Source organism: Mesorhizobium sp. M4B.F.Ca.ET.203.01.1.1, from assembly GCF_004791025.1.
Classification (GTDB): Bacteria; Pseudomonadota; Alphaproteobacteria; order Rhizobiales; family Rhizobiaceae; genus Mesorhizobium; species Mesorhizobium abyssinicae.
In genome coordinates this window covers 1-285 of the sequence record NZ_SRUO01000284.1, presented here as the reverse complement: position 1 = coordinate 285, position 285 = coordinate 1, and the positions used below count along the sequence as shown (strand labels likewise).

At 64.9% G+C, this 285-nt stretch carries 1 pseudogene; it reads right to left on the bottom strand.

Annotated features, from left to right (window positions below):
- A pseudogene (locus EN846_RS34705) lies at window positions 1–285 on the bottom strand (FAD-dependent oxidoreductase); the annotation flags it as partial.

Below are 285 nucleotides of genomic sequence, written 5' to 3'. Positions count from 1 at the left end.
CGGCATTGGCCAGCAGCCGGGTCAGGTTCGGGTCCTCGCCGACGATCGCCTGCAGTTTCTGCAGGTCGTCGCCGTCGTAGCGCTCGAAGAACGACGGCTCGGCCACCACGCCCAGCGAGCAGCAGCCGTTGGAGAACGGGATCGTCCAGTACCAGACGTCGACGTACTCGGGGTGGGTGGTGATCAGGATCTTGTTGCGATCGAAGTCCGCTTCGGCCGGGATGTTGTCGCGCACATGGCAGAAGATCGCGCCGCGCACCGGGAAGTTGGACGGCGATTCCAGCT